The 24,210-nt window shown below is 48.7% G+C and carries 23 protein-coding genes; 9 read left to right on the top strand and 14 right to left on the bottom strand.

Annotated features, from left to right (window positions below; genetic code table 11):
* The first annotated feature begins 103 nt into the window (after positions 1-103).
* From ACI4J0_RS00790 to ACI4J0_RS00775, 4 genes are all read left to right on the top strand, one after another.
* Positions 104-547, top strand: coding sequence for a hypothetical protein (locus ACI4J0_RS00790; protein ID WP_439763911.1), 444 nt, complete (start codon positions 104-106; stop codon positions 545-547).
* 127 nt (positions 548-674) lie between these two features.
* A complete protein-coding gene (locus ACI4J0_RS00785) occupies positions 675-896 on the top strand; it encodes a hypothetical protein (protein WP_439763910.1) in 222 nt (73 codons plus the stop codon).
* Between the two features lie 254 nt (positions 897-1,150).
* The gene (locus ACI4J0_RS00780; protein WP_439763909.1) at positions 1,151-2,407 is read left to right on the top strand and encodes a hypothetical protein; all 1,257 of its coding nucleotides are present in this window, start codon (positions 1,151-1,153) and stop codon (positions 2,405-2,407) included.
* 425 nt (positions 2,408-2,832) lie between these two features.
* The gene (locus tag ACI4J0_RS00775) at positions 2,833-3,858 is read left to right on the top strand and encodes a glycoside hydrolase family 130 protein (RefSeq protein WP_439763908.1); all 1,026 of its coding nucleotides are present in this window, start codon (positions 2,833-2,835) and stop codon (positions 3,856-3,858) included.
* A gap of 117 nt (positions 3,859-3,975) precedes the next feature.
* Here ACI4J0_RS00775 and ACI4J0_RS00770 read toward each other — a convergent pair whose 3' ends face one another.
* Together ACI4J0_RS00770 and ACI4J0_RS00765 are read right to left on the bottom strand one after the other, a co-directional pair.
* Positions 3,976-4,425: a nucleoside deaminase gene (locus tag ACI4J0_RS00770; RefSeq protein ID WP_439763907.1), complete on the bottom strand. Its 450-nt coding sequence runs from the start codon at positions 4,423-4,425 to the stop codon at positions 3,976-3,978.
* Positions 4,422-5,624 carry a signal peptidase I gene (locus ACI4J0_RS00765; protein WP_439763906.1) on the bottom strand — a complete coding sequence of 401 codons (1,203 nt, stop codon included), beginning with the start codon at positions 5,622-5,624 and terminating at the stop codon, positions 4,422-4,424. Before ACI4J0_RS00765 ends, ACI4J0_RS00770 begins: the two co-directional genes overlap by 4 nt.
* A 184-nt stretch (positions 5,625-5,808) precedes the next feature.
* Between ACI4J0_RS00765 and ACI4J0_RS00760 the strand changes: the two genes are divergently transcribed.
* Together ACI4J0_RS00760 and ACI4J0_RS00755 are read left to right on the top strand one after the other, a co-directional pair.
* The gene (locus ACI4J0_RS00760; protein WP_439763905.1) at positions 5,809-7,047 is read left to right on the top strand and encodes an alanine/glycine:cation symporter family protein; all 1,239 of its coding nucleotides are present in this window, start codon (positions 5,809-5,811) and stop codon (positions 7,045-7,047) included.
* 77 nt (positions 7,048-7,124) lie between these two features.
* Positions 7,125-7,517, top strand: a complete 393-nt coding sequence (locus ACI4J0_RS00755) for a hypothetical protein (protein ID WP_439763904.1) — start codon at positions 7,125-7,127, stop codon at positions 7,515-7,517.
* 104 nt (positions 7,518-7,621) lie between these two features.
* On the opposite strand, the gene ACI4J0_RS00750 is transcribed toward ACI4J0_RS00755, so the two are convergent.
* The 12 genes from ACI4J0_RS00750 to ACI4J0_RS00695 form a co-directional block, all read right to left on the bottom strand.
* Positions 7,622-8,947: a permease gene (locus tag ACI4J0_RS00750; protein ID WP_439763903.1), complete on the bottom strand. Its 1,326-nt coding sequence runs from the start codon at positions 8,945-8,947 to the stop codon at positions 7,622-7,624.
* Between the two features lie 145 nt (positions 8,948-9,092).
* Complete coding sequence (locus ACI4J0_RS00745; RefSeq protein WP_439763902.1) at positions 9,093-10,694, bottom strand: FAD-dependent oxidoreductase; 1,602 nt, start codon at positions 10,692-10,694, stop codon at positions 9,093-9,095.
* Between the two features lie 15 nt (positions 10,695-10,709).
* Positions 10,710-11,384 (bottom strand): 2Fe-2S iron-sulfur cluster-binding protein, encoded by a 675-nt coding sequence (locus ACI4J0_RS00740; protein ID WP_439763901.1) that lies wholly within the window; start codon positions 11,382-11,384, stop codon positions 10,710-10,712.
* Positions 11,385-11,403: 19 nt separating this feature from the next.
* Positions 11,404-12,231, bottom strand: coding sequence for an FAD/NAD(P)-binding protein (locus ACI4J0_RS00735; protein ID WP_439763900.1), 828 nt, complete (start codon positions 12,229-12,231; stop codon positions 11,404-11,406).
* Positions 12,232-12,237: 6 nt separating this feature from the next.
* On the bottom strand, positions 12,238-13,257 hold the full coding sequence (locus ACI4J0_RS00730) for a 4Fe-4S dicluster domain-containing protein (protein ID WP_439763899.1): 1,020 nt from the start codon (positions 13,255-13,257) through the stop codon (positions 12,238-12,240).
* Positions 13,257-14,234 (bottom strand): 4Fe-4S dicluster domain-containing protein, encoded by a 978-nt coding sequence (locus ACI4J0_RS00725; RefSeq protein WP_439763898.1) that lies wholly within the window; start codon positions 14,232-14,234, stop codon positions 13,257-13,259. The genes ACI4J0_RS00730 and ACI4J0_RS00725 overlap by 1 nt, the downstream gene beginning before the upstream one ends.
* A complete protein-coding gene (locus tag ACI4J0_RS00720) occupies positions 14,219-14,665 on the bottom strand; it encodes a hydrogenase iron-sulfur subunit (RefSeq protein WP_432649417.1) in 447 nt (148 codons plus the stop codon). Before ACI4J0_RS00720 ends, ACI4J0_RS00725 begins: the two co-directional genes overlap by 16 nt.
* The gene (locus ACI4J0_RS00715) at positions 14,656-16,668 is read right to left on the bottom strand and encodes a 4Fe-4S binding protein (protein WP_439763897.1); all 2,013 of its coding nucleotides are present in this window, start codon (positions 16,666-16,668) and stop codon (positions 14,656-14,658) included. The genes ACI4J0_RS00720 and ACI4J0_RS00715 overlap by 10 nt, the downstream gene beginning before the upstream one ends.
* A gap of 15 nt (positions 16,669-16,683) precedes the next feature.
* Positions 16,684-17,061 carry a 4Fe-4S dicluster domain-containing protein gene (locus ACI4J0_RS00710; RefSeq protein ID WP_439763896.1) on the bottom strand — a complete coding sequence of 126 codons (378 nt, stop codon included), beginning with the start codon at positions 17,059-17,061 and terminating at the stop codon, positions 16,684-16,686.
* A gap of 12 nt (positions 17,062-17,073) precedes the next feature.
* Positions 17,074-17,856 (bottom strand): CoB--CoM heterodisulfide reductase iron-sulfur subunit B family protein, encoded by a 783-nt coding sequence (locus ACI4J0_RS00705; protein ID WP_439763895.1) that lies wholly within the window; start codon positions 17,854-17,856, stop codon positions 17,074-17,076.
* A gap of 21 nt (positions 17,857-17,877) precedes the next feature.
* Positions 17,878-19,254, bottom strand: a complete 1,377-nt coding sequence (fumC, locus tag ACI4J0_RS00700; RefSeq protein WP_439763894.1) for a class II fumarate hydratase — start codon at positions 19,252-19,254, stop codon at positions 17,878-17,880.
* 135 nt (positions 19,255-19,389) lie between these two features.
* On the bottom strand, positions 19,390-20,331 hold the full coding sequence (locus tag ACI4J0_RS00695) for an L-lactate dehydrogenase (RefSeq protein ID WP_439763893.1): 942 nt from the start codon (positions 20,329-20,331) through the stop codon (positions 19,390-19,392).
* 715 nt (positions 20,332-21,046) lie between these two features.
* Here ACI4J0_RS00695 and trkA point away from each other — a divergent pair.
* Genes trkA through ACI4J0_RS00680 form a run of 3 tightly spaced genes read left to right on the top strand, consistent with a single transcriptional unit; the run spans position 21,047 to position 24,161 of the window.
* Positions 21,047-22,408: a Trk system potassium transporter TrkA gene (gene trkA / locus ACI4J0_RS00690; RefSeq protein WP_439763892.1), complete on the top strand. Its 1,362-nt coding sequence runs from the start codon at positions 21,047-21,049 to the stop codon at positions 22,406-22,408.
* A gap of 11 nt (positions 22,409-22,419) precedes the next feature.
* On the top strand, positions 22,420-23,853 hold the full coding sequence (locus ACI4J0_RS00685) for a TrkH family potassium uptake protein (RefSeq protein WP_439763891.1): 1,434 nt from the start codon (positions 22,420-22,422) through the stop codon (positions 23,851-23,853).
* Between the two features lie 5 nt (positions 23,854-23,858).
* A complete protein-coding gene (locus ACI4J0_RS00680; protein ID WP_439763945.1) occupies positions 23,859-24,161 on the top strand; it encodes a DUF1294 domain-containing protein in 303 nt (100 codons plus the stop codon).
* Positions 24,162-24,210: the final 49 nt, after the last annotated feature.

Below are 24,210 nucleotides of genomic sequence, written 5' to 3'. Positions count from 1 at the left end.
ATGTGCAATAGTTTTTGTCAAATTTCTTTAATGACCTTTTCGGATAAATAATTTTTTTACGGGCGGGGAAAATAATCAAAAATAAATCGGGAGGAAACTAAGTATGCCATATGAAAATGAACACGATACCTCAAAGCTTCTGAGGGAATGTGACGCGGGGATAAAAATGGGTATCACGTCACTTGAAGATGTGATACCCAAGGCGGCTGACCCTGAGCTTGAACAGATACTCAAGCAGAGCAGGCAGGAGCATATAAGGCTCAGAGCCGAGACTGAAAGGCAGCTCAACCGCATAAAGGACAAGGGAAGATCTGCGGGGGCAATGGCAAAATCAATGTCCTCGCTCAAAACTCAGCTTACAATGCAGACAGGTGACGATACAGACGCCGCAATGCTCGTGACAAACGGCTGTGAGAAGGGTATCAGGACACTGAACAAATATCTTGACAAATATCACTATGCCGACGAGAAAAGCAAGCGGCTCACAAATGAGCTTATTGCTGCCGAACAGCAGCTTGTTTCCGAGCTGGACTCATTCAGAAACTGAAGATACCCCTCGCTTTGCGGCTTTGTACCGAAGGCGAGGGGTATTATTATACATATAGAAAAAAGTTGACATTACATTCACAATGTGTTATAATATAAAAGATCTATAAGGAACGGAGGTTTTTATAATGGATAAGTCACTCTTTCCAAAAACAGTGCATTTCGGCGGATTTGACAAAAAAGATGTACTGCGTCTTGTAGACAGTCTCAACGTTAAGATCCAAGGGCTTGAAAATGAACTAAACTACACAAAAAAGAAGCTTGCCGAAGCCGATGAAACGATATCCGCCAGGGACATGGAGATAGAAGAGCTAAAAAAGAAAATGAGAGAACAGTATTACAATTCATAAGAAAGCGCAGCAGCAATTATTGTACATAAAAATATCTGAATTTGTGTATATTGTACGCCATAGGAAAATATAGGCAACTATATTTGTAATTCCTGCCCAAAAATCAAGCGACAAGTTTATGCATATTTTTTTTCGGAAATTGGTTGCTGTATTTTGAACAATGTGTTATAATAGAAATATATTAACAGCAGACCATACATACTCGCTGTAAAGCATCTGCGTCTGCTAAGTTTATTTTTTGGAGGTATCATACCATGGCAGAAAACGGATTCCTTAAAACCGTCAACTTCGGCGGATTTGACAAGAAGGATGTACTTGCATACGTAGATCAGCTCAATACTAAGATATATACGCTTGAAAACGAGCTTGAAGAAAAGAAAGCTCTCCTTGAGAACAGCGGCGGAAATATGGAGGATAAGGAGAAGTATGAAAAGCTTCTCGAGTCCGACAAGGCTAAGATCACCGAGCTCCAGACAAGCAATGAGTCTCTCAAGAATCAGCTCTCAAATGCCGAGGCTGAGGCTGCCGAGAAGGACAAGGAGATCGCAGATCTGAAGAAGAAGATCAGCGATATGGAAAACGAGCTTATCGAGGCAAAGAATGCCGCTGCCGCAGCATCTCCCGCAGAGAGCAGCGCAATGGACCTTACAAACGTATTTATGGAAGCTCAGAGAACTGCTACCACCATCGTTACCACCGCAAAGGAAAATGCGAGAAAGATGGACGAGGACGCAAAGAAGCTTGCTAATCAGGTAGTTGACGACGCTAACAGCAAGGCTTCTACTATCGTTAAGACCGCTGATGAAAAGGCTACCAAGATCCTTACCGACGCTGAGGATAAGTCCTCCAAGATGATGAGCGACGCCGAGGGCAAGACCTCCGAAATGAGACGTGCTGCCGATAATATGAAGGCAGTTGTTCTTGCCGAGATCACAGAGATCGAGGGTCAGGTAAATTCCATCAAGGAAATGCTGGAAACTATTTCCAAGCAGAGCCTTACCGAGAGCATTGCAAAGATCACCGAGACAGCAGGTCTCCTTACAAATACTCAGGATACTCTCAAGAAGGACGGTATCCCCGAGTTTACTCCTCCTAAGGGCGTAAAGATGGCTGCACCTGCTCCCACACCCGCACCTGCTAAGCCTGCACCTGCTCCCGCACCTGCGGCTGCAAAGCCTGCACCTGCTCCTACACCCGCAGCAGCTAAGCCCGCTCCTGCACCTGCACCCGCTCCTGCTCCTGCAGCAGCTAAGCCCGCTCCTGCTCCCGCACCTGCACCTGCAGCAGCTAAGCCCGCACCTGCTCCCGCTCCTGCACCTGCAAAGCCTGCAGCAGCTCCCAAGCCTACTCCCAAGCTTAACAATAACTTTGGCTTTGACCTCAGCGAGATCGAGGCAATGGCTAAGGCTATCGAGGCTGACGCTTCCAAGCACAATAAGGGCACACCCTTAAATGACGGCTATGACGGAAACGTTGACCCCAAGTCTATCAAGCTTTCCAATATGGGCTGATAAAGCAAATTTCAGAGACCTGCGTCATGACGGCGCAGGTCTTTTTTATAGGTTAAATTTAACTTGATTTTGGTTAAATTAGATTAAATTTAAAATAAATAAAAGCTTTGCGTAAAAAATCAAGGGAGTTTTCTGTGCATTTTAGATAAAAGTGTATATACCTTTGTCTGTTTGGGGGCTTACAAATGATTGAAAATCAGCTTCGATAACGTTTAAATTTGACTGCAAACAGGCAAATGACCGTTTTAATATGTTCAAAACATACTTTGTTGTGCATATTTAACAAAATTAAACTGCGCTAAATAGCAAAACTAACATCATTGACAAACGGAGAAATTTTTGGTATAGTAAATATAGTGAACAGCACAGATAAAACGTGTGTTGAACCATTTTATCTTTATTATAATGAAAGGCGGTTTTACCCTATGAAAACAAAAGTTGTAAACGGTGTATCGATGCCCAACATTCCCTGGATGGACAAGCCCGAGGGCTGCAAGGACGTAGTTTGGCGCTACAATGCTAACCCCATCATCAAGCGTGACCACATTATGGTCAAGAAGGCTAACGGCTACAGAGAGCCTTCCAACTCCATTTTCAACAGCTCCGTAGTTCCCTTCGAGACAGGCGACTACAAGTTCGCAGGCGTTTTCAGAGTTGACGACAGAGAGCGTAATATGGAGCTTCACGCAGGCTTCTCCAAGGACGGCATCAACTGGGATATCAACGAGGAGCGTATCCACTTTGAGTGCGATATTCCCGAGGTAGCAGAGTGGCAGTACGGCTATGACCCCAGAGTCTGCAAGCTCGAGGACAAGTACGTTGTTACCTGGTGCAACGCTTACGGCTGGAAGCCCACTATCGGCATCGCTTATACATACGATTTCAAGACCTTCACACAGCTTGAGAACGCATACCTGCCTTTCAACAGAAACGGCGTTATGTTCCCCAGAAAGATCAACGGCAAGTACATGATGATGAGCCGTCCTTCCGACAGCGGTCATACACCCTTCGGCGATATGTTCATCAGTCAGTCTCCCGACCTTACCTTCTGGGGTCAGCACAGACACGTAATGGGTCCCTCCAAGGGCTGGGAGTCCACTAAGATGGGCGCAGGTCCTATTCCCATCGAGACAGACAGAGGCTGGCTCATCTTCTATCACGGCGTTCTTACCTCCTGCAACGGTTATGTTTACAGCTTCTCCGCAGCTCTCCTTGACAAGGACGAGCCCTGGAAGGTCCTCAAGAGAGGCGCTTCCTACCTCCTCAGCCCTCAGGAGTATTATGAGCTTGTCGGCGATACAGATGCAGTAACATTCCCCTGCGCTAACCTTGTTGACGCTGATACAGGCAGAATTTGCATCTACTACGGCTGCGCAGATACCTGCACTTCTCTCGCATTCACAACTGTTGACGATGTTATGGATTTCCTTGACAACAACAGCCAGGTTTGATAAATAACGAGCAAAAATATAATTCCCGTGAGAAGGCTTCGGCTTTCTCACGGGTTTTGTTTTAGTAAAATGATCGGCAGATCCAGCCACTTTCCTTCCGAATTTGCCGACCCGATATCAATATCTCTGCGCTCTTAACGACTCGTATTCCTTAAAAAGCTCAAGACAGCTCTCCCTGTTCTCACATTCAAGGGGAATAGCCTCGCCGCTCTTTATTGCTTCGTAAAAATTATCGTCATTGAAGCCGATATCTGCGGTGTCTGTAACGGTGCAGCCGTATACTATCCTGTCAATTCCTGCCCACAGCGCCGCGCTCATACACATAGGGCAAGGATACGCCGTTGTGTAGAGCGTACACCCCTTTAAGCTGTGAGAGCCGATATTCCGGCAGGCGTTTCGAATAGCCGCCACCTCGCCGTGCATAGTGGGGTCATGGTCTGCAAGCACTCGGTTGTGACCCTTTCCGATGACCTCGCCGTTCTTAACGATGACCGCTCCGAAAGGACCGCCCTCGCCGTTTCTGATACCCTCGTATGCCTCATTCAAAGCAATTTTCATATAACTCATTTTTTCAGCTTTGACTCCTCTGCGTCAATAATGCTCATAAGCTCGCTTATTGCCTTGCTGTTGTTTTTCTTTTTCGGGGGAGCAAGCTTTTCCTTGGGAATTACCGCCTGCTCGGGGATATTTCTCGCTTCCTTCACGATCTTATCCTCCCTTACAGCCTTGGGCTCGTAGGTCTTGACAGGCTCGGGAGAATTTTCCTCGGCAGGAATTTCTGCCTTTGCGGCAGCTTCTGCAATGCTCTGGGGGATAACTCCGCTCATAAAATCAACGCTTTTCTCCTCTTCTGCCGCAGGCTGTTCCGCTTTGTTTTCATAAAGCGGAGCTTTTTCCTCCTCGGAAGCATATTCGGAGAAAAATCTGTCAGTATGGGGCGTTTTAACGGGCTTGACAACAGAGCTGCCCTGCTTTGTTTCGGGGCGCTTGTTTTTATTTCCCGCAAATCCGTCATAGGTAAACAGGGGAGTTCCCTCTTCTCTGACTGCGGAGAGACCGGCCTTGCCATTCTTATCGACGCTGAGAACAGTTTTCTCCTGAACGGGAACAGGTTCAGGCTCAGGTTCGGGAGTGGAGAAGGAGGCAGGCTCCTCGAAGAAATCATGCCCGTCCTCGTCATCATTTGTCATTATCTCGTCAAGCTCGTCAAGGGAAACCGCTTCCTCCTGGGTGCGCTTAACATTAACGATCCTTATCACCTGGAACACGATTATAATAAAGCTGGGAATGATTATGACCAGCATGATGCCGAATGTAGAAGTTGCAAAGTTCAGTACAGAGCCGAAAATGCTGCTCTGGCTGGTGGCTTTTGCGATGATATTTTCAGCGGGTATCTTGAAGGTATCATTGGCGGGAGCAGTATCAAATTTGACCACATAGGACATCTCGCCGTTCTCGCTGATAAGCTGAACAACTCTTGTAAGCACAGTGTCCTCACCTATCTTGCATACCACAACGCTGCCCACCTTGATATTTTCAAGGTCGCCCGTTTTACCGATAACGACCGTGTTCTGGGGAATTTTAGGCTCCATTTTCACCGCCTTGGTGTGATAGAAGGTGTAACCGAAAATATTCGGAGCGGCACCGTTGTCGCTGAACGAAAAATACAGAAAGAGCATACCTGCGATAAGGATTATAAGAATACCGATCACAACGCCCTCGATTATGTTAACTGCCGAACTCTTCTTATTTCTTTTCTTAGCCATAGCAACCTCCGCCAAATGAACTTTTTTCGTTTTACCGATATCTTATTTTATTATATCATATAACGGAATAAATTTCAAATGTTTTTTCGATATATTTATATATTTTTTGCTTATCGAAAAATATGCGTAATATTCCCCCTTATCAGAGCATAAAATCAAATAAAACATCCGGGGGAGAAAAGCTATGGAAACAATAAATGCCGTTCTCTGGGGACCTTTTACCGTAGGGGCAATACTTCTCTGCGGTATCTATCATACATACAAAAGCGGATCTATCCTGCTGAGACTGAAAAAATATCTTGGCGGCGGAAAGGGCAGCGGGAGAGCGGTAATGTCGGCCCTTGCCGCTTCAATGGGAACGGGAAATATCACAGGCTGTGCCGCCGCCATAACCACGGGTGGTCCGGGAGCCGTTTTCTGGATGTGGATATCGGCACTTCTCGGAATGGCGCTGGCATATTCCGAAAACCGTCTGGGCGGAGAGTACGCTGAAAGATATCCCCATAAGCCCAAAGGCCCTATGCTTTACATTGAAAAGGGGTTAGGCTCAAAAAAGCTGGCGGTAATATACGCCGCCGCCTGCCTCTGCGCCGCACTTGTTATGGGCTGTATGAGCCAGACAGCCGCACTCTCGGAAGCAGTAAGCGAGCAGGGACTTATGCCGAAATGGACAGCAGGGCTTATTTCCTCTGCCGCCGCCGCATTTGTGATATTCTCCTCCCAAAAGGCAGCCGACGCCGCAATGAACGCCGCCGAGAAGCTTGTTCCGGTAATGGGACTGCTCTATGCAGGTGGCTGTATAGCACTGATAATACTGACAGGAAGCAGCCTTTCGGATATTTTCCGTGAGATACTGACCGATGCCTTTACATTCAGAGCCGCAGCAGGCGGGATATTCGGCGGGGCAGTGTCAAAAGCGGTATCTGTGGGTCTGCGGCGTGGGATATTCTCAAACGAAGCGGGAATGGGCAGCTCGGTGCTTGTCCACAGCGAAGGGGGATTTTCCTCTCCCGAAAGCATGGGTGCCTGGGCGGCGCTGGAGGTATTTCTCGATACCATAGTCTGCTGCACCCTCACCGCTCTCGCCATACTGTCCTCGGGAAAGGAGACTCTTTCCGAAGCCTTCACGCTGTGTTTCGGAAGAGGCGGGGGTATATTCATATGCTTATGCGTATGCCTGTTTGCATGGGCGGCAGTGCTTGGCTGGTGCTGCTACGGAGAAAAATGCCTTGAGTATCTTGCGGAAGGAAAGGAGTCCTTTGTATTATACAAGCTTATCTTCTGCCTGTGCGGAGGGCTGGCGGGATTTTTTTCACTGAATTTTCTTTTCGGACTCTCGGATATCATAAACGTTTTTCTTATTTTCCCAAATCTTATCGCAGTTACCTGCCTGACCATTAAGGAGGGAAAAGGCAGATATTGACAATTTTCGCCTGTTGTGGTACAATGTAAATATGCAGATGAATATATCTGCAAATTTAAAAGCAATGGGGAAAAATAATGAGAAAGCTTATAGACATAACCTCGGTATTATGCGGAATAATTGCCATAGCTTCCCTGATATTGGGCATAAGAGTGCTTACTGGTCATGGGTATTATATGGGTCTCGCCATATTTTCTATGGTACGGCAGGGAACAATGCTTGGATTTATCGGAAATATTATCGGAATAGCCATTACCTGCGGCGGTTTCGGAGCAATGGGATTTTACGGCTTCACATCATACCGCAGCTCCTCCTCACGCAAGAATGCCTTTATATGGGGACTGATAATGTCGGCAATATGCCTTGTCTCCCTTTTTTGCAGCATATTTGCACACAGATTTAATTTCGGAGACATTCTTATTCTTGCCGTTCCGCTCCTTTACACATACGGGATATTCAAATCGGCATAACTCGGGTAAATTTCATAAAATAAGAAGCTGTCATACAAAATTCTGTATGGCAGCTTTTTTTGATATAACAAAAGGAGCCGCCCAAAACGGGCAGCTCCCTTAATTCACATTCCAACCACCGAAAGAGGGTCGGGGAAGAATACGATGATAAACTGAGAAACCAGCACAACAGCAATGAGAGCGATGGGGTAAGCAGCCGCATAAGCGGAAGCCACATCGTCAGTCTTTGCAACGTTGATAAGGGTACCGAGAGCGGGAGTGGAAGTCATACCGCCTGTGATACCGCCCAGGTTGTTGAAAAGGGGAAGCTTGATAACATACTTTGCAATGATGAAGCCGACTATCATAGGAACGAGGGTCATCAATACGCCGTAGAGGAAGTAAGAAGGCTGGAAATACTTAACGAAGGAAGCACCGCCGGGAACGCCTGCGCCGATAAGGAACGCCATAAGACCGAACTCTCTGAAAAGCTCAAGCATACGCTTTTCGGGCTTCATGCTGAGAGAACCGAAGTGACCGAAGTGAGCAACAACGAGAGAAGCGAGGAGGCAGCCGCCGGTGGTACCGAGGGAGAACTTAGAAGAACCCATAGGAATCTTGATACCGCCGATAAACATACCGATCACAACAGCTATGGCAAAAGCGGCAAGACCGAAGTTGTCGATATTGAAAAGCTTCTTGCCCTCAGAAGCAGCATTGCCTGTATCAACAGAGGATATCTTCTTTCTTTCCTCGTCAATATTAGCCTTCAGAAGCTTGGGAATGATCTGAACGAAGAGAACAACGCCCACAACACCAAAGAGGTAAGCGATACCGTGACCTACAGTAACAATATCCTCAAACTGTGAGATAATAGTCTTGGAAGCTTCATCAGCAGCAACGCCTGAATTTGCAGCATAGTTGGCAACAACATCAGTGTTTGCGGCATAAACGGAGCTGAGAGTATCCTTTGCGGCAGAAAAAGCGGGAGTAGAGGTAAGAGCACCGGAAAGGAGACCAACTGCCATAGAAGTGCCGCAGCCGAGAACCTTGATGCAGAAAACTGTTGTCAGACCGCCGAGAATAATGATGATAAGAGAAAGAAGCGCATAGGACTTGAAGTTCTTCTTGAGGTTGGAGAAGAAATTAGGTCCCGCAATAAAACCAACCGAAGTAACGAACAAAATAAGTCCGAGATTTTCAATTATTTTAAAATAGTTTTTTGCCAGTGCAACGTCAGAACCGAATTTTGCAGTAACAAGATTGCTGCCGTCAACAGAAAAAACAAGAGCGCCTAAGAGAAGAGCAACAATAAATACGCCAGCGGTTCCGAGAGAAACGCCCTTAATGCTAACACGACCAAGAAGATAACCGAGACCTGCCACAATAAAGACAGTGAACATGAGGAATGAGATACCCGTAATGGATATCACCCCGTTAAAAAGATCCATAAGGCTGATACCTCCATAATTTGATTATACACAATTTCAAACCCCCGCAAAAGCAGGGGTTTGAAAAGTACCTATGAAATTATACAACAAAACAATGTTAAAATAAAGTACCTGAGTAAAATTTTAACAGTATTTTTACGTTTTGTTAGTTACTTCTTCTTGCGTAATCGGGAAGAAGCTTGGGAGATACCACATCAGTCTCGATACCTGCAGCCTTCATCTCATCAGCGAACTTGTTAACGTGGTCAAGAGTGAGCTTGCCCACAGTAACGTCCTTGAACTTAGCAGCAACGCTTCTTCCTGCGTTTCTGCCGAATACGATAACGTCAAGGAGGGAGTTGCCCATAAGTCTGTTTCTGCCGTGGATACCGCCGACAGCCTCACCTGCAACATAGAGATTTTCAATGTTGCTCATACCGTCAACAGTGATGTCGATACCGCCGTTCTGGTAGTGAAGAGTAGGATAGATAAGGATAGGCTCCTTACGGATATCAATGCCATACTCCATAAACATTCTGAGCATAGCAGGGATTCTCTTCTCGATAGTGCCCTCGCCGTTCTTGAGTTCGATCATAGGAGTATCGAGCCAGATGCCCTCGCCGTCGCCTGTGCTGATGCCCTTGTGTCTTGCCTTGCACTCTCTGATGATAGAGGAAGCACAGATATCACGGGTCTCCAGAGGGTGCATAAATACTTCGCCGTCAACATTGACAAGCTTTGCGCCCAGAGAACGAACCTTTTCGGTAACGAGTGCGCCGAAGATCTGCTCGGGGAATGCAGCACCTGTGGGGTGATACTGGAGGGAATCGGCATAAAGGAGCTTTGCGCCTGCACGGTATGCGAGAACAAGTCCGTCAGCTGTAGCACCGTAGTGGTTGGAGGTGGGGAAGCCCTGGTAATGGAGACGACCTGCACCGCCTGTTGCGATGATAACAGTCTTAGCCTTAGCGACCATAAGCTCCTTGGTCTCCATATTCATAAGAACAGCGCCTGCAGCCTTGCCCTGATCGTCAAGGATAAGCTCAACAGCAGCAGTAAAGTCGATAACGGGGATCTGACGGTTGAGAACTTCATCACGGAGAGTCTTCATTATCTCTGCACCGGAGTAGTCCTTACAAGCGTGCATTCTCTTTCTGGAGGTACCGCCGCCGTGGGTGGTGACCATTGTGCCGTCGGGCTCCTTATCGAATTCAACGCCCAGCTCATTGAGCCACTTAATACAGTCGGGAGCATCGTTAACGAGCTTAGCAACGAGCTCGTGCTTGCCCTTGAAGTGACCGCCGCCGTAAACGTCAACGTAGTGGATAGCAGGGGAATCGTTGGGCTTGTCAGCAGCCTGGATACCGCCCTCAGCCATCATTGTGTTAGCGTCACCGATACGGAGCTTTGTAACGATCATAACGTTAGCGCCGCCGTTGTGAGCCTCGATAGCTGCGGAAGAACCGGCTCCGCCGCCGCCGATAATGAGAACATCAACATCGTACTTGGGATTTTCAAGATCGATCTTGGAAGGATCGATGCGGCTGTTAGCCTGGAGAAGGTCAGCCAGCTGATGGGGAACCTTTTCGCCCTTGTTGGGACCGATCTTGAGCTCCTCAAACTCGGACTCAATGTAGTCGGGATGATAGGTCTTCAGAACCTCATCCTTCTGCTCAGCGGTCATTCTTTCGGGCTCTAATGCTGCATTTGCAGCTCTGTTAGCTTCGACCTTCCTGATCGAAGCAAGCATTTCTTCACTTGTGTACATTGTATTTGCCCTCCCTTACTTCTCAATGTCTCTGTTATTATACTTTTCCTGCATCTGCTCGTCGGACATTGCCATAAGCTCGTCAAGGAATGCCTTGAAATCGCCGTTATTGATCTCCTTGACTCTGTCCTCAAGGTGCTGGCTCTTGGGCTGGAGGTACTTGCCGTTGATTCTTCTTGCAAGCATACCGACCTGAGGATGAGAGATGCCCGCGGGACATCTTGAAGAGCAAACGCCGCACATTACGCAGTCAAAGGACTCCTCAGCGCACTTGTCGAATTCGCCTCTCTGAGCGTAAGCGATGTACTGCATAACATTGAGCTTCTGAGTACAAGCCTTAGTGCAGGCATTGCAGCCTACGCAGGCATATATCTCGGGATAGAGCTGCATCATAACAGCCTGAGTAGTGGGTATCTTGTTGATATCATAGATCTGCTTAACAAGGGGGAAGAAGGGCAGAGTAGCGATGTACATACCCTCCTGTACCTGAGTCTGACAAGCGAGGCAGGTCTTGAGCTCCTGCTCACCCTTGATCCTGTAGATAGTAGCGCAGGCACCGCAGAAGCCGTTGCGGCAGCCGCAGCCTCTTACGAGCTGATATCCGGCATATTCCATAGCCTTCATGATTGTAAGGCTTGCAGGTACGCTGTACTGCTTGCCGAACAGATAAATATTTACCATATTTTCCATCGTGAACTTCACTCCTTAATCAATATTCGTTAGGCAGCTCGTCGAGCTGGTCAAATCTGAATACAGGTCCGTCCTTGCAGACATACTTGTTGCCGATATTGCATCTTCCGCACTTGCCGACAGCGCACTTCATACGAAGCTCCATAGTGGTAAATACCTGAGTTTCGTTGAAGCCCAGCTCTTTAAGACCTGCAAGTGTGAACTTGATCATAATAGGGGGTCCGCACATAACAACAGTCTTGCTTATATCGGGATTAAGCTCCTTAACGTAGTTGGGAACGAAGCCAACGTGACCGTCCCAGCCTTCCTGCTCGCGGTCGATGGTGAGGTTTACCTCAATGCCGTCGTCCTTCATCCACTCGTCGATGATCTCCTTGTAGTCAACGAGATCGTCCATCGAACGGGAGCCGTAAACTATCTGGACCTTGCCGTAATTAGCGCGGTTATCGCGAACATAGTTGATAACGGAGCGCAGAGGAGCAAGACCGATACCGCCTGCAACGAAGAGGAGGTCCTTGCCCTTGAAGACGCTTTCAACGGGGAAGCCGTTGCCGTAGGGACCTCTTACGGTGATCTGCTGACCAACGTCCATCATATGGAGCCAGGAGGTAAGGCAGCCGCACTTCTTGATGGAAAATTCCATAAATTCCTTGTTAGTGGGGGAAGAGGTGATGGAGAACATACCCTCGCCGACGCCGGGGATAGAAAGCATAGCGCACTGACCGGGAATATGCTCAAAGAGCTTCTTGCCGTCTGTACCCACAACACGGAAGGTCTTGACGTCGGGAGTATCCTGACGGATATCTGTAACAACGCCGATTTTAGGTATCAAAGTTTCATTCAGCATTATTCATTACTCCTCTCCGAAAGTCTTAACGACCTTAACGATATTCATAGAAATGGGACATCTGGACAGGCAGCGTCCGCAGCCAACGCAGCCGAACTCGCCGTCGTTGTTGTCGGGGAAATATACAAGCTTGTGCATAAATCTCTGTCTGAAACGCTGGAGCTGAGTGTTTCTGGAGTTGCCGTGAGCCATTCTTGTAAAATCGGAATACATACAGCTGTCCCAGGTGCGGTAACGCTTTATGCCGTGACCGGTATCATAGTCCTTGATATCGTAGCACTGGCAGGTAGGACAAACGAATGTGCAGGTTCCGCAGCCGAGACAAGCCTCGGAAAGCTTAGCCCACTTTTCGGAGTTGAAAATATCGAGAAGAGTGTTCTTTCTGAAATAATCGGTGGAAATGCCTGCAAAGGGGAGCTTTTCCATAATAGCCTTGGTCTCGTTCTGCTGAGCCTCAACAGCCTCGCTGCCGCATTCGGTAAGCAGGCTCTTGACGGACTCGATGAACTTCTCGCCCTTTTCGTTGTTAGCCTTGATGTAGAGAGCGTCCTCAGTCATCCAGCAGGCAGCGTCACCCTCGGGGGCAGCAGCGTCAATGCCGAAAACATTGCAGAAGCAGTTCTCTTCGGGCGCGGTGCACGCCATAGTAACGATAGTGCCGTGCTCTCTTCTTGTAGCATAGTAGCTGTCCACAGGGTCAACAAGGAAGACCTTGTCAAGAATAGTGAAGCTTCTTGCGTCGCAGGCACGAACGCCAAATACAACGAAGTCCTCGCTCTCAGTTCTGTTGTCGATTATCTCGATGTTAAGACCGTTTCTGTTGAAGTCGCAGAGATTTTCGGTCTGGGGGAAGAAGAAATCCTTAGCGCTTCTTACGGTGTTGAGAGCCTTGCTGAGGGTCACGCCCTCGCTCCACTTCTTGTAGCTTGCTCTGCCGTCATCGCCGTCAACGGGCATATAAAGTGACGCAGATGCAGAAACAGCCGCAAAGAAGTCGTTTAATTTATCAATAGGAAGCTTGAACATTATTCGTTACCTCCTCTTTTGTATACGATATTAGGCTCGCAGTCATCGAATGTGTAAGCGTTGAGAGGAGCTCTTGTCTCAAGGTCGGAGCCTGCCTGGTAATCACCGTAGAACTCGTTTATATCCTTGATATACTTGCGGTTGATAAGGTGGAGAGGAATGTTCTGAGGACAAACTCTTGTACATTCGCCGCAGTCGGTGCATCTGCCCGCAACGTGGAAGGAGCGGATAAGATGGAACATATTCTCCTCAAAGGAATCGGTAGCCGCTCTCTGAGCGATACCTGAATTGGGGTTATCGAAAACGCAGTTTTCGCAGGAGCAGGCAGGACATACATTGCGGCAGGCATTGCAGCGGATGCACTTGGAAAGTTCATTTCTCCAGAAATCGTAACGCTCGTCGGCAGTCATCATCTCAAGCTTTTCAACAAGCTCAAAACGAGCGCCGTCGTCATTTACCTCGCCGTCCTCGCCGATGATCTCGTCAAAGATAACGTGCTTCTTGCTCTTGCAGGTGCGGCACTTGTCACCGAGAGTCTCGGACTTGGGCATAGTCTTGTCGCCGTAAAGGGTGTGGATAGTAACGGTCTCGCCGTCGCTCTCCATGCCTGTGATACCCTTGACGCCCTTGGATTTTACTGTATCGGCGTCAACCTTGCCTGTGCAGGGAACGGCGATGATATATACGTTTTCACGAATGATCCTGTGCTCCTTGAGAAGCTGGTTGAAGCTGTAAGTATCGCAGGGCTTGAGGAATACAAGGAGCTTGCCCTCCTTGCGGGATTCCTTGATGATGTATTTGGAAAGATTGGGCGCACAGAAATCGTTGTAGATGAAATCTGCGTCCAGCTCCTCGGCTGATGTGAAAACAGCAGGAGTCGTATCGTAAGCAAATTCGCCTGATCTCCAGCCTACGACACGGTTAACTGTGCCGTCAGCCAGAAGCTCTTTAGCGCGCTTTATCACTGCTTCTTGCATCTCAGATCCTCCAATCTCTTGTTTTCGCCGAGCTTGGCAACAGTCTCGACAAACTCATTCATTGTGGCTGCAAATTTTGCGCCCTCTGCAGCGGAGACCCATTCAACTCTTGTTCTCTCCCTTTCAATGCCCATAAAGTCGAGCATGGAGAAGAGGAGAGTCATTCTTCTTCTTGCGAAGTAGTTGCCCGAAGTATAGTGGCAGTCTCCGGGGTGGCAGCCGCACATGATAACGCCGTCAGCGCCTCTCTGGAAAGCACGGAGGATAAACATAGGGTTAACACGGCAGGAGCAGGGTACACGGATTATCTTGACATCTGCGGGATAATTAAGTCTGTTGGTGCCTGCCAGGTCAGCGCCTGCATAGGAGCACCAGTTGCAGCAGAATGCAACGATCTTGGGTCTGAATTCCTTGTTTTCGTTTACTTGCATATTGCATCTACCTCCGCCATAATCTGTTTATTGGAGAAGCCCTTCAGATCCATTGCACCGGAAGGACAAGCAACAGTACAAGCTCCGCAGCCCTGACAAACGGCTTCGTTAACGGAAGCAACGCGGCGGATAGCCACAGTTCTGTCAGGCTGTCTGAATTCCTTGTCGGAATAGGTGATAGCGCCGTAGGGGCAAACCTTTTCGCAGGAGGAGCAGCCGTTGCACATAAGCTCGTCGGGCTGAGCGACGCAGGGGTTACCTGTGAGCTTGTCCTTAGCAAGAAGACCGATCACCTTAGCGGCAGCGGCACTTGCCTGAGAAACAGTCTCGGGGATATCCTTAGGACCCTGACAAACGCCCGAGAGGAAAACGCCTGCTGTGGGGCTTTCAACGGGACGAAGCTTAGCGTGAGCCTCGGTGAAGAAGTCGTTGGTATCCATACTTGCTCTGAGCATAGTAGCAACGGAGCGGGCAGTCTTATCAGGCTCGATAGCGGTTGCGAGAACCACCAGATCGGCATTGATATGGAGCTGCTTGTTGGCGATAAGGTCGGAAGCCTGAACGGAAAGAGTGCCGTCGGGCTGAGGAGCTACCTTGCCGACCATACCCTTGATGTAATGAACGCCGTACTGTTCAACAGCTCTGCGGTAGAACTCGTCGAAGAGCTTTCCGGGAGTACGAACATCGATGTAGAATACATAAACGTTGGTATCGGGATATTTCTCTCTTATGAGCATAGCGTGCTTAGCAGTGTACATACAGCATATCTTGGAGCAGTAGGGCTTGCCGCAGCCGTCGTCGGATCTGGAACCTACGCACTGTACGAATACAATGGTCTTGGGGTGAGCCTTGGGGTCGTCCTGCTTGTCCAGGTAAGAGGGTCTGATAAGAGTACCGCTGGAAGGACCTGCAGCATTCATCAGTCTCTCAAGCTCGAGAGAAGTAACAACGTCCTTGCTCTGAGAATAAGCAAACTCGTCATACTTTTCGATATTTATAGGATTGTAGCCTGTAGCCGCAACGATAGCGCCGTACTTTTCCTCAATGATCTCGTCCTGCTGCTTGTAGTCGATAGCGCCTGCTGTGCAGACCTTGGAGCAGACACCGCACTTGCCTGTCTTGAGCATCGTGCAGTAATCAGCGTCAATGGTAGCAACCTTGGGAACAGCCTGAGCAAAGGGAATGTAAATAGCACGTCTTGTGTTGAGACCGAGGTTGAACTCGTTGGGGACCTTCTTCTGAGGACATTTCTCGGTACATACGCCGCAGCCTGTGCACTTAGTTGTGTCTACATAACGAGCCTTTTTCCTTATCTTAGCGGTGAAGTTGCCCACAAAGCCGTTAACTTCCTCAACCTCGCTGTAAGCGTAGATGTGAATTTTTTCATTCTGAGCGCAGTCAACCATTTTAGGTGTGAGGATACAGGAAGCGCAGTCCAGGGTGGGGAATGTCTTGTCTATCTGAGTCATCTTTCCGCCGATGGTGGGCTGCTTCTCAACAATGTCCACCTCGAAGCCTGCCTCAGCAATATCGAGAGCAGTCTGCATACCCGCAATACCGCCTCCGATAACCAGCGCACGCTTGGTAACGGGGCTTTCGCCTGCAACCAGGGGAGCGTTCAGCTGAACCTTGGCAACAGCAGTTCTTGCGAGAATGATAGCCTTTTCTGTGGCAGTCATAATATCCTTATGTATCCAGGAGCACTGCTCACGGATATTGGCGATCTCCACCATATAGGGGTTGATGCCTGCCTTGGAAGCAGCCTTTCTGAAGGTAGCCTCGTGCATACGGGGAGAGCAGGAGCATACGACCACGCCTGAGAGGTTATGTTCCTTGATAGCGTCCTGGATCATGGTCTGACCGCCCTCGGAACACATATACTGATATTCAACGGAGAAAACGACGCCGGGTTCCTGCTTCATAGCCTCGGCAACAGCCTTGACATCAACAGTTGCGGCAATGTTTGTACCGCAGTGGCATACAAATACGCCTATTCTATGCATTGATCTTTCTCCTCCTTACTTACTGAATTTACGGAATGCGCTGACGAGAAGCTGCTGAGGAGTTTCATCGTCTAAAAGCTCGGGAACCATTTCTGCCTTGAGGTGATTGCTGCCCTTCTGTCTGATGGCAGCGAGACGAACAGCCTCAACTACCTTAGCAGACTCAACGCCTCTGGGACATCTTTCGACACAGGCAAAGCAGGAAAGGCACTTGTAAAGAGACTCGCTCTTTAACAGGGGCTCGATATCGCCCGACTCAACCATATAAACGAACTGATGAGGATGATATTCCATCTCGTCATAGGAAGGACAGGTGCCGGAGCATTTGCCGCAGCGCATACACTTGCGTACATTGACGCCGCTTATGCGGAGAATTTCTTCTTTTTTATCCATCTTCCTGCCTCCTTAGTTATCTTTTACGCCGAGAGCTTCAGCGAGCAGCTCGGTAAAGTAGTAAACGGGAACGCTGCTGTCGTTCTTCTTGAGGTTGTACATACAGAGAGGACAGGCAGTGACCATCATCTCAGCCTCGAAGCCTGCTGCGCTTGAAGCAACAGCATTTCTTCTCTTTGCAGCTGCCTCCCGGTCCTCAAGAGCAACATATCCGCCGCAGCACTCGTTTCTCATGGGGTAGATAACGGGCTCAGCGCCGATAGCGCGGATAAAATCTTCCATTATCTTGGGATTTTCGGGGTCGTCCATCTGCATTACCTTGCCGGGGCGGAGGAGCAGACAGCCGTAATAAGCGCCGATCTTCTTGCCTGTAAGGGGATTAACGACCTTTTCCTTGAGCTTGTCAAAGCCCACAACATCACGAAGGACCTCAAGGAAATGGATCACCTTGGTCTCGCCGTGATATTCCTCGTCAAGCTTCAGGTAGTTGTTGGCTCTCATGCAGATATCCTCGTCAGTGAGCATATCGTTGTTCACCTGCTTGAGAACGTTGTGGCAGGCGGAGCAGAGAGTTACAAGGTCTCTGCCGTGTGCCTTGGCGTCAGCAAGGGCTCTTACCGAGGAAAGCTTGGTAGCGATCTCGTCCTTTGCCATCGGATAAACGCCGCCGCAGCACTGCCAGTTTTCGATTTCCTCAAGCGTGAAGCCCAGCGCCTGTGCGGAAAGACGGGCATATCTGTCAAGGTCCTTAGCCTTGTTTTTCAGAGTGCAGCCCGGATAGTAACTGTAAATCATAGCTTTTATCCTTTCATTAAATTATATCATCTGCTCGGGGTGGAACACCTCGTCAAATTTTTCAGCAGTGAGGAAACCAAGCTCAACGCAGGCTTCCTTGAGGGAGATATTGTCCTTGAATGCCTTCTTGGCAGTCTTAGCCGCATTCTCATAGCCGATGTAGGGGTTGAGCGCGGTAACGAGCATAAGAGAGTTGTGGAGATTGTGGTGCATCTTCTCCTTGTTAGCCTTGATCCCCACAGCGCAGTTCTTGTTGAAGGAAGTAATGGACTCAGCAAGAAGTCTTGCGGACTGGAGGAAGTTGTAAGCGCAGACGGGCATAAATACGTTAAGCTCGAAATTGCCCTGGCTCGCAGCCATACCCACAGCCACATCGTTGCCCATTACCTGAACAGCGACCATAGTTACCTGTTCGCACTGAGTGGGATTTACCTTGCCGGGCATGATGGAGGAACCGGGCTCGTTCTCGGGAATGGTTATCTCGCCGAGACCGTCTCTGGGACCGCTGGCAAGCCATCTGACGTCATTGGCGATCTTCATCATATCGGCAGCGAGAGCCTTGAGAGCGCCGTGAGCAAATACGATCTCGTCCTTGCTGGTAAGAGCGTGGAACTTGTTGGAAGCAGTCCTGAAATCCTTGCCTGTAAGCTCGGAAACAGCCTCTGCTACCTTAACGTCAAAGCCCTTGGGAGTGTTAAGACCCGTACCAACGGCAGTACCGCCGAGAGCCAGCTCTTTAAGCTCGGGAAGAGCTATCTCAAGAAGCTTCCTGTCCTTTTCGAGAGAGGAGCGCCAGCCGCTTATCTCCTGGGAGAAAGCAATGGGAGTAGCGTCCTGAAGATGAGTTCTGCCGCTCTTAACAATGCCCTGATTTTCTTCCTCAAGGCGCTTGAATGTAGCGATAAGCTCGTCCACAGCGGGAATGACCTTGTCCTCGATGGCAATAACAGCGGAAATGTGCATTGCAGTGGGGAAGGTGTCGTTGGAGGACTGGCTCATGTTGATGTCATCGTTGGGGTGAAGCAGCTTGCTGCCTGCGATCTCATTGCCGCGGTTGGCAATTACCTCGTTGGCATTCATGTTGGACTGAGTGCCGCTTCCTGTCTGCCATACAACGAGAGGGAAGTGGTCGTTCAGACTTCCGCTGATGACCTCGTCGCAGGCCTTGGAGATAGCCGAAAGCTTTTCATCGGTCATCTTTTCGGGCTTGAGGGCGTGGTTAGCCATAGCAGCCGCCTTTTTGAGATAACCGAAAGCCTTGGTGATCTCTCTGGGCATGGTCTCGATACCGACGCCGATAAGGAAGTTCTCGTGGCTTCTCTCAGTCTGAGCAGCCCAGTACTTGTCGGCAGGGACCTTGACTTCACCCATAGAATCGTGTTCGATACGGTATTCCATTGGTTATGTACTCCTTTATGTAAGAATAAATTATAAACAAATTAAAGCAAAATTATATACAGCTGTTATAGCTGTATACATAACTTACGGCGGCAGTTATTTTCAGACTGCCGCCTGCATAAGTTACAGACTAAATCAGAAATCCAGGTCCTTGATAACGGCCTTGAGGCAATCGGCGCTGTGTCTGAGCTTAGCGACCTCCTCATCGGTGAGGGGAACGTTCAGCTTGCTTTCAACACCGTCTCTGCCAACAACGGACAGTGTGCTGAGACAAACGTCGCTGATGCCGTATTCGCCGTTCATCATAGTGGAAACGGTAAGGTTAGTGTCAATTCCGCTGAACAGGCACTTGCAGATATGGCAAACGGAAATGGCGATAGCATAGAAGGTAGCGCCCTTGTTTGCGATTATCTTTCCGCCGGATTTTCTTGCATACTCCTCGATAGCGGCATAGTCCACAACAGGACGTCTGTCCTCGGGGAGGCAAGCGATATACTGATCGATGGGAATGCTGGAAACATTTGCGAGAGACCAGGGAACGAAGGAAGAGTCGCCGTGCTCACCGAAAACGTAAGCGTGAACGTTCTGCTGGCTGATGTTGAAGGTCTCCGCAAGACCTGTGCGCAGACGGGAGGTATCGAGAGTAGTACCCGAACCGATGATGTGGTTAGCGGGAAGACCCGATGTCTTGATGAACTGATAGGTGAGGATATCGATAGGATTGCTTACGATGATATAGATAGCGTTGGGAGCGTATTTAACGATCTGGGGGATAATGGACTTGGTGATGTTAACGTTTGTCTGAGCAAGCTCGAGACGAGACTGACCGGGCTTTCTTGCCACGCCTGAGGTGAGGATAACAACGTCAGAATCCTTGGCATCCTCATAGCTGCCTGCATAAATGGAACAGGGAGAGCAGAAGGGCACGCCCTGAACGATGTCCATAGCTTCGCCGTGAGCCTTGTTTTCATTGATATCAACAAGAACGATCTCGGAAGCTATTCCGTCAACGACCATAGTATAGGCAATTGTGGAGCCGACGCTGCCTGCGCCGATAATAGTGACTTTGTTGCTCATAAATCATTTCCCGCTTTCTGTGAGTATTTTTTTGTGCGAGCCGAAAATTGCGTTCGCATACCATCATTTTGTGAAGATCCCGTCCCGCGTTGCCATTTTTTCAGACAAAAAGACAGAATTTTCTCGTTAAATATATTCTATCACACTTGCGAAGAAAAATCAAGAGAAAAAACTCATAAATTATGCACTTGTCAAAAATTTAACAAACTGCATAGCAGGTTCTAACACTTTTAACAATTACAAAGCGGTCTCATAAGCTAAAATGATGATAACGTACAAAAATTTGGCTTTATGACATTGTAAATATCCGTCTAAAAAAAGCAGAAAGGAAACGGTTTTAAAAAAGCTGTACCAATATTATAGCACAAAAGTTCTTAAATGTCAATTGACATTTCCCACAAAGATCCCGCCCGTTAATTTAACATATAATTCTTTACACCTTTTTCACGTCTCTTTTCCTCATATACTTGACAATACTCCCGAAATGGTATAGAATGTACCGTAGAAGTACGATACATCAGTCTGTCGAAAAAGCCGAGATCCTGCACCGAACAAAAGTTCATCTGCATAATTCGGCTTCAACACTTTTTAAGTTACCGAGCCGCAAAACAGGGAAATTATTGCTGTTTCACCAACGAGGTGGCTTCAGCGACACGCTGATGTACCGCAGAAGTACGATACAGAAATTTTTTACAGCACAAAAAGGAGCTTCTATATGCATATAATCATCGTCGGCTGCGGAAAGGTCGGACAGACCCTTGCGGTGCAGCTGAACAACGACGGAAACAATATCACAGTCATCGACCTGAGCGCCGCAAAGGTAAACGAGGTCATCAGCCGCCACGACATCATGGGGGTCGTGGGAAACGGCGCCACCCACCTTATCCAGCAGGAGGCGGGCATCGAAAAGGCAGACCTGCTTATCGCCGTAACAGGCTCGGACGAATTAAATCTCCTGTGCTGCCTTATAGCCAAAAAAGAGGGCAACTGCCAGACCATCGCCCGCGTGCGCAATCCCCAGTACAGCAGGGAGGCGCGGTTTTTAAAGGACGAGCTGGGACTTGCAATGATAATAAATCCCGAGTTTGCGTCTGCTGCGGAGATAGCCCGTATCCTCCGTTTCCCCTCGGCGATAAAGATAGACACCTTTGCCAAGGGCAGAGTGGAGCTGATAAAATTCCGTCTTCCCGAGGGCAGCCCCATTATCAATATGGCTGTCAAGGAGGTCATTGCAAGGCTCAAGTGCGACGTGCTTATCTGCACCATCGAGCGTGACGGCGAGGCGTACATCGCAAACGGCGATTTTGTTTTCCGTGAAAAGGATGTTATTTCCGTTGTGGCATCTCCCCGAAAGGCGAATGATTTCTTTAACAAGATAAAGTATAAAATGCGTTCGGTAAGAGACGTAATGATAGTTGGCGGCGGAGAAATAACCCATTACCTTGCGGATATCCTCCTGCGCTCGGACATTGCCGTGAAGGTCATCGAAAAGGACCTTAAAACCTGTGAGGAAATGTGCACCACCCTTCCCGATGTTACCGTCATCAACGGAGACGCTGTGGAGCAGGAGCTGCTCCTTGAGGAGGGGCTTGAGAATACAGACGGATTTGTGGCGCTTACAAATCTTGACGAGGAAAATATCCTGCTTTCCCTGTTTGCCAAAAACAAGAGCAAGGGCAAGCTCATCACCAAAATAAACCGTATCGATTTTGACGAGGTGGTAAACCAGCTTGACCTTGATACCATAATCTACCCCAAGCATCTTACCGCCGAGAGCATCGTGCGCTATGTCCGTGCAATGAAAAATACCATCGGAAGCAATGTGGAAACGCTCTACAGCGTTATCAAGGACAAGGTGGAGGCGGCGGAATTCATCGTCAGGGAAAAATCTCCCATAGTGGGGATACCTCTCAGCGAGCTTAAATTCAAGAAAAATGTTCTTGTAGCCGCCATACTCAGAGACAGAAAGGTCATCATTCCCAGAGGTCACGACGTATTTATGCCCGGGGACGCAGTGGTCATCGTGTCTGAGATAATGGCTCTCCATGACATTACCGACGTGCTGAAGAAAGGTTGAGCGGGGGACATATGAATTTCCGGATGATAAAATATATACTCGGGTGGATACTGGTTTTTGAGACCCTGTTTCTGCTTATCCCCCTGATAACTGCGGCGGTGTACGGCGAAAGCTGCATAACGGCGATACTTCTGTCAATAGCGGTCTGCCTTGCGGTGGGAGGGCTTCTCATTTTAAAGAAGCCGAAAAATACGGAGCTTTATTCCCGTGAAGGCTTTGTTATCGTATCGATGAGCTGGATAGTTCTGAGTATTTTCGGAGCGCTGCCCTTTTTCTTTTCGGGAGCCATACCGAATTTCATAGACGCACTTTTCGAGACCGTTTCGGGCTTTACCACCACAGGCGCCAGCATACTTTCCGAGGTAGAGAGTATGCCCAAGGCAATGCTTATGTGGCGAAGCTTTACCCACTGGGTGGGCGGAATGGGAGTCCTGGTTTTCATAATGGCGTTTATCCCGCTGAGCGGCGGACAGAATATCCACATAATGAAAGCGGAAAGCCCTGGACCCTCTGTGAGCAAGCTTGTGCCGAGAGTAAAGACCACCGCGCTTATCCTCTATTCGATATATTTCGTGCTGACGCTTACCGAGTTCGTTCTTCTCCTTTTCGGCGGAATGAGCGTGTTCGAGGCGTTAAATACCGCTCTTGCCACAGCGGGAACGGGCGGCTTCGGAATAAAAAATGACAGTCTGGGCGGTTACTCGCCCTATATCCAGATAGTTGTCACTGTCTTTATGGTAATGTTCGCCATCAATTTCAGCTCATATTATTTTATCATTTCGGGTAAGCTGAAGGAAGCCTTCAACAAAGAGGTACGGGTATTCCTGACCATTGTCCTGTCGGCGATCGCCATAATCACCTTCAACGTAAGAGGGCTCTTTGACAGTATCGGTGAAGCGCTCAGGCACGTAAGCTTTACGGTAGCCTCCATAATCTCCACCACAGGCTTTTCGACGGTTGATTTTGATGTCTGGCCGGAGCTTTCACGAACCATTATCGTCCTGCTCATGCTTGTGGGCGGCTGTGCGGGAAGTACGGGCGGCGGCATCAAGGTCACCAGAATAATTATCCTTGTAAAGGGTCTTGCCAAGGAGCTTGAGGTCATGATACACCCCAAGCAGCTTAAAAAAATCTCCGTTGACTCAAAGCCCATCGAGCACGAAGTAGTCCGCTCGGTAAACAGCTATATGGTCTGCTACGTGCTGCTGTTTATGGCATCGGCAGCGCTTATCTCCATTGACGGACACGACCTCATCACCAATTTTACGGCAGTGAGCGCAGCTGTGAACAATATCGGTCCCGGACTTGAGCTTGTGGGACCCACGCAGAATTTCAGCTTCTTCTCTCCCATATCAAAGCTTGTGCTTATCTTTGATATGCTTGCGGGCAGACTGGAGCTTTTCCCCATGCTCCTGCTGTTTTCGAGAGCAACGTGGAAAAAGTGATAGCTATGGAAATGCTTTCGGAAAACAAATGGCTGTGGCTTGTGCTTATCGTGTATTTCCTCTCCGTCAGCTTCTATTCGGCGGCGCTCACCTGCACAGACAAACGCCTTGCCCGGGACGGCGGCAGACGGATACCCGAGAAAAAGCTTTTCGGCGCAGCCCTGCTTGGCGGCGCGGCGGCAATGTACATAACGATGCGAATTATCCGTCACAAGACCCTTCACAAGCGGTTTATGATAGGTCTGCCCCTGATAATTTTCGTTCAGACCGTTTTGGTGTGCTTTATTCTGATAATGTTCGTGATATAATACTAATTCTCAATCAACCTATAGACAAATCCTCGGCTAGAATAAGCCC

It is taken from the genome of Huintestinicola sp., assembly GCF_051882455.1.
Classification (GTDB): domain Bacteria; phylum Bacillota; class Clostridia; order Oscillospirales; family Ruminococcaceae; genus Huintestinicola.
This window is presented reverse-complemented; position numbering and strand designations above follow the sequence as displayed.

Coding starts and splice junctions, on each gene's coding strand:
- ACI4J0_RS00680 (WP_439763945.1), top strand. CDS start 23,859: ATGGAAATGCTTTCGGAAAACAAATGGCTGTGGCTTGTGCTTATCGTG.
- ACI4J0_RS00735 (WP_439763900.1), bottom strand. CDS start 12,231: ATGCTGAATGAAACTTTGATACCTAAAATCGGCGTTGTTACAGATATC.
- ACI4J0_RS00750 (WP_439763903.1), bottom strand. CDS start 8,947: ATGGATCTTTTTAACGGGGTGATATCCATTACGGGTATCTCATTCCTC.
- ACI4J0_RS00745 (WP_439763902.1), bottom strand. CDS start 10,694: ATGTACACAAGTGAAGAAATGCTTGCTTCGATCAGGAAGGTCGAAGCT.
- ACI4J0_RS00765 (WP_439763906.1), bottom strand. CDS start 5,624: ATGGCTAAGAAAAGAAATAAGAAGAGTTCGGCAGTTAACATAATCGAG.
- ACI4J0_RS00710 (WP_439763896.1), bottom strand. CDS start 17,061: ATGGATAAAAAAGAAGAAATTCTCCGCATAAGCGGCGTCAATGTACGC.
- ACI4J0_RS00730 (WP_439763899.1), bottom strand. CDS start 13,257: ATGTTCAAGCTTCCTATTGATAAATTAAACGACTTCTTTGCGGCTGTT.
- ACI4J0_RS00725 (WP_439763898.1), bottom strand. CDS start 14,234: ATGCAAGAAGCAGTGATAAAGCGCGCTAAAGAGCTTCTGGCTGACGGC.
- ACI4J0_RS00775 (WP_439763908.1), top strand. CDS start 2,833: ATGAAAACAAAAGTTGTAAACGGTGTATCGATGCCCAACATTCCCTGG.
- ACI4J0_RS00695 (WP_439763893.1), bottom strand. CDS start 20,331: ATGAGCAACAAAGTCACTATTATCGGCGCAGGCAGCGTCGGCTCCACA.
- fumC (WP_439763894.1), bottom strand. CDS start 19,254: ATGGAATACCGTATCGAACACGATTCTATGGGTGAAGTCAAGGTCCCT.
- ACI4J0_RS00715 (WP_439763897.1), bottom strand. CDS start 16,668: ATGCATAGAATAGGCGTATTTGTATGCCACTGCGGTACAAACATTGCC.
- ACI4J0_RS00790 (WP_439763911.1), top strand. CDS start 104: ATGCCATATGAAAATGAACACGATACCTCAAAGCTTCTGAGGGAATGT.
- ACI4J0_RS00685 (WP_439763891.1), top strand. CDS start 22,420: ATGAATTTCCGGATGATAAAATATATACTCGGGTGGATACTGGTTTTT.
- ACI4J0_RS00740 (WP_439763901.1), bottom strand. CDS start 11,384: ATGGAAAATATGGTAAATATTTATCTGTTCGGCAAGCAGTACAGCGTA.
- ACI4J0_RS00770 (WP_439763907.1), bottom strand. CDS start 4,425: ATGAGTTATATGAAAATTGCTTTGAATGAGGCATACGAGGGTATCAGA.
- ACI4J0_RS00780 (WP_439763909.1), top strand. CDS start 1,151: ATGGCAGAAAACGGATTCCTTAAAACCGTCAACTTCGGCGGATTTGAC.
- ACI4J0_RS00705 (WP_439763895.1), bottom strand. CDS start 17,856: ATGATTTACAGTTACTATCCGGGCTGCACTCTGAAAAACAAGGCTAAG.
- ACI4J0_RS00755 (WP_439763904.1), top strand. CDS start 7,125: ATGAGAAAGCTTATAGACATAACCTCGGTATTATGCGGAATAATTGCC.
- trkA (WP_439763892.1), top strand. CDS start 21,047: ATGCATATAATCATCGTCGGCTGCGGAAAGGTCGGACAGACCCTTGCG.
- ACI4J0_RS00760 (WP_439763905.1), top strand. CDS start 5,809: ATGGAAACAATAAATGCCGTTCTCTGGGGACCTTTTACCGTAGGGGCA.
- ACI4J0_RS00785 (WP_439763910.1), top strand. CDS start 675: ATGGATAAGTCACTCTTTCCAAAAACAGTGCATTTCGGCGGATTTGAC.
- ACI4J0_RS00720 (WP_432649417.1), bottom strand. CDS start 14,665: ATGCAAGTAAACGAAAACAAGGAATTCAGACCCAAGATCGTTGCATTC.